Annotated in this window: 4 protein-coding genes and 1 pseudogene; 3 read left to right on the top strand and 2 right to left on the bottom strand. The window is 70.5% G+C overall.

The window, feature by feature from the left end:
• The 3 genes from VJS38_RS11815 to VJS38_RS11805 form a co-directional block, all read left to right on the top strand.
• Positions 1 to 1,080 (top strand): cysteine desulfurase (locus tag VJS38_RS11815; protein ID WP_324088348.1); only part of this gene is annotated, 1,080 nt, incomplete at its 5' end.
• Between the two features lie 5 nt (positions 1,081 to 1,085).
• The gene (locus tag VJS38_RS11810; protein WP_324088347.1) at positions 1,086 to 1,448 is read left to right on the top strand and encodes an SUF system Fe-S cluster assembly protein; all 363 of its coding nucleotides are present in this window, start codon (positions 1,086 to 1,088) and stop codon (positions 1,446 to 1,448) included.
• A gap of 3 nt (positions 1,449 to 1,451) precedes the next feature.
• Positions 1,452 to 1,847, top strand: coding sequence for an iron-sulfur cluster assembly accessory protein (locus VJS38_RS11805; protein WP_324088346.1), 396 nt, complete (start codon positions 1,452 to 1,454; stop codon positions 1,845 to 1,847).
• A gap of 379 nt (positions 1,848 to 2,226) precedes the next feature.
• Here VJS38_RS11805 and VJS38_RS11800 read toward each other — a convergent pair whose 3' ends face one another.
• The gene (locus VJS38_RS11800; RefSeq protein ID WP_324088345.1) at positions 2,227 to 3,285 is read right to left on the bottom strand and encodes a GGDEF domain-containing protein; all 1,059 of its coding nucleotides are present in this window, start codon (positions 3,283 to 3,285) and stop codon (positions 2,227 to 2,229) included.
• 97 nt (positions 3,286 to 3,382) lie between these two features.
• Positions 3,383 to 3,655, bottom strand: a pseudogene (locus VJS38_RS11795) (RNA helicase); the annotation flags it as partial.

Below are 3,655 nucleotides of genomic sequence, written 5' to 3'. Positions count from 1 at the left end.
GCCATGGAGCACTCCTACGCCAACGTGCACCGCGGCCTGCACACCCTGGCGAACGAGACCACCGACGCCTACGAGGCCGCCCGCCGCAAGGTCGCGGCCTTCATCGGCGCGGCGGAGGGCGAGATCGTCTTCACCAAGGGCGCGACCGAGGCGATCAACCTGGTTGCCTCCTCGCTCGGCGCCTCGCTGGCGGAGGGCGACGAGATCGTGCTCAGCGTGATGGAGCACCACGCCAACATCGTGCCGTGGCATTTCCTGCGCGAGCGCAAGGGCGTGGTGCTGAAGTTCGCGCCCATCAGCGATGCGGGCGTGCTCGACCTGGAGGCCTTCCAGCGCCTCCTGGGCCCGCGGACGAAGGTGGTGGCGGTCGGCCACATGTCCAACGTCACCGGCACGATCAATCCGATCGCCGACATCGCCCGCATGGCCCACGAGGCCGGCGCGGTGGTGCTGATCGACGGCTGCCAGGGCGTGGTCCACATGCCGGTCGACGTGAAGGCGATCGACGCCGACTTCTACGTCTTCTCCGGCCACAAGCTGTATGGGCCGACCGGCATCGGCGTGCTCTACGGCAAGGCCGAGCGGCTGGCGGCCCTGCCGCCCTACCAGGGCGGGGGCGAGATGATCGGCACGGTGACGCTGGAGGCGATCACCTACGCCGACCCGCCGCACCGCTTCGAGGCCGGCACGCCGGCGATCGTCGAGGCGATCGGCCTGGGCGCGGCGATCGACTGGCTCTCCCGCTTCGACCGGCTGGAGATCGTCCGTCACGAACACCGGCTCTACCAGCGGGTGCGCGAGCGGCTGGCCGGCGCCAACTGGCTGCGGGTGCTGGGCGAGGCGCCGGACAAGGGCGCGATCCTGGCCTTCACCGTCGAGGGGGCGCACGCCCACGACGTGGCCCAGATCCTCGACCGCTACGGGGTGGCGGTGCGCGCCGGCACCCACTGCGCCGAGCCCCTGATGCGCCGTTTCGGCCTGACGTCGAGCGCGCGCGCCTCCTTCGCCCTATATAACACCGAGGCGGAGGCCGACGCCTTCGTCGACGCCCTGATCAAGACACAGGCCTTTTTCGCGTAATGCCCATGGACGACGCCGCCTCCATCGACGACCAGCCGACCTCGGCGCTGCCGCAGGCCGAGCTCGACCAGTTGACAGACCAGCTGATCGAGAAGCTGAAGACCGTCTTCGATCCGGAGATCCCGGTCGACATCTACGAGCTGGGCCTCATCTACAAGGTCGACGTCTCGGACAACCGCGACGTGCTGGTGGAGATGACCCTGACCGCCCCCGGCTGCCCGGTGGCCGGCGACATGCCGGGCTGGGTGCAGGAGGCGATCGAGCAGATCCCGGACGTCGGCAAGGTCACCGTCGAGCTGGTCTTCGATCCGCCGTGGGATCCCTCGCGGATGTCGGACGAGGCCAAGCTGCAGCTGAACATGTTCTGACCCATGGCCGAGCTTTCGATCACGCCTGAGCCCCGCGCCCGCCGCCCCCGGCCGAAGATCGTGACCCTGACCGAGGCCGCGGCGACCCGCGTGCGCGAGATCATGGCCAAGGCCGACAAGCCCTACGCCGGCCTGCGGGTGGGCGTGAAGAACGGCGGCTGCGCGGGCCAGGAGTACGTGCTGGAGTACGCCGAGGCGGCGGGCGCGCTCGACGAAGTGGTCGAGGACAAGGGCGTCACCATCCTGGTCGAGCCCAAGGCGGTGCTGTTTCTGATCGGCACGGAGATCGACTACGAGGTCTCCAAGCTCTCGGCCAAGTTCGTCTTCCGAAACCCCAACGAGACCGACGCCTGCGGCTGCGGCGAGAGCGTGACGATCGAGCCGGCGAAGCTGGATTGAGCGGGGGAGCGGGGCAGGGCGCCTGCCCTATCAATCCCGCTCATCCCGGCGAAAGCCGTGGGGCTCAGCCCGCGCTCGCGGGACGAAGGGGACTGTCATCCCGGTTTCGCGAAGCGAAGACCGGGACCCATATGCGTCGGCCCTTCAGGAATTCCTGCATCGAGGACGCGCGCGTTCACGCACGGTCGGCGCGTATGGGTCCCGGACATCCGCTGCGCGGATTCCGGGATGACAGGGCAGGGCCAAGAACCACCCGGCGCCGCCGCCCGAACTTCAGCTACCCGGAGAGGCGCTCAAGACCGCTCGCGCCGCTGTCGGACTCTGACTTCGTGCAGCGTCACCGCAGGGCACAGCCAAGCCTAATCCTGCCGACCGGCGCCTAAGCCGCGGCCACTGCCGCCAGCGACGTCGCCAGCGTCGAGCGGTTCCGGCCGGCGTGCTTGGAGGCGTAGAGCGCCGCGTCCGCCCGTTCGATCAGGCTGGCCAGGCTCTCGCCCGGCAGGCGCTCGGCCAGGCCCGCCGAGACGGTCACCGCGCCCAGGTCCTGGTTGGTGGAGCGGCGCTTCAGCATCCGCGAGGCGACCTCCTGGCGCGTCTGCTCGATGACGGCCAGCGCCGCGCGGGCCTTCTCGCCGGGGAAGATCAGGGCGAACTCCTCGCCGCCGTAGCGGGCCGCGGTGCGCGGGGCCGCGCCCGCCCGGCCGAGCACGCTGGCGACATAGCGGATGACCTGGTCGCCGGTCTGGTGGCCCCAGGTGTCGTTGAAGCTCTTGAAATGGTCGATGTCGAGGACGGCGAGCGTCACCGGCGCGCCGCTCTCGTCGCCCTCCTTCAGCGCCTCTTCCAGCGCCTCGTCGAAGGCCTTGCGGTTGGCGAGATTGGTCAGGCCGTCGGTCATGGCCTCGCGCCGCACCACCTCCAGGCGCCTGCGCAGCCGCGTCACCTCGGCGGTGGTGTCGGCCAGCCGGTTCTCCAGGGTCTGGTTTTCCTGCTGCACGCGGACGGTGGCGCTGGTCAGGGTGGCGACCATCGCCTTGATCTCGGGCGGGGCGTTGCGGTCGAGGGTCTGGCTGGCGCTCGCCAGCTGCTCGCCATAGGCCTCGCTGCTCTCGCGGGCGGACTCGATCGCCTTGGAGACGGTGTCCAGTTCCTTCGACAGGGCGTCGCCGGCGGTGAGCAGCTCGCCCTTGAGCCGCGCGCGCGGCAGATGCTCGGCGGCCAGGGCCTCGGCGGTCGCGTCCGTGAAGGGCTCGCCGGCGGCCACCATGCCGGCGATGGTCCGGCCCAGTTGGCCGTCCTTGGCTGCAACATAATGCAGCCAGAGCTCGAAGTTCAGCGCGGTCGGCCAGACCTGGTGGGCTTCCATCGCCGCCATGGCCTGTCGGGCGAGGTCATAGGCTTTGGGACCACGCAGCAGGACTTCGACGTCGGCGGACATTCTGACCTTCCTCGAGCGAGGACCGGCCGCCCAGCCGGCCCTGACTGTCGGCCGCAAGCTTACCGGCCGCGTGCAAACGCCCGGTTAAGCCGGAATGTTAATCGTCCGCCGGGCGGGGGGCCACGGCGCGGGCGAGGAAGGCCGGAATCTCAGCTCCGAAGCCCACCACGCGATCGCCGTCATGGTCGCGGCCGCGATGCTCGCGTTCGGACCTCTCGGGCCTGACAGGGCGGTCGCGCGACATGCGCACCGGCGCGACAGCCTCGGCCGCCATCGGCTCCGTCTCGCGCTCGCGGACCGGGCGCTCGGCGCGCTCCGGCCGGCTGCGACGGGGGCGAGGCGCCTCTTCGGCGCGGGGCTGCGGTTCGTG

Origin of the sequence: Phenylobacterium sp. (genome assembly GCF_035276905.1) — a bacterium.
In the GTDB taxonomy this organism is placed as follows: Bacteria; Pseudomonadota; Alphaproteobacteria; order Caulobacterales; family Caulobacteraceae; genus Phenylobacterium.
This window is presented reverse-complemented; position numbering and strand designations above follow the sequence as displayed.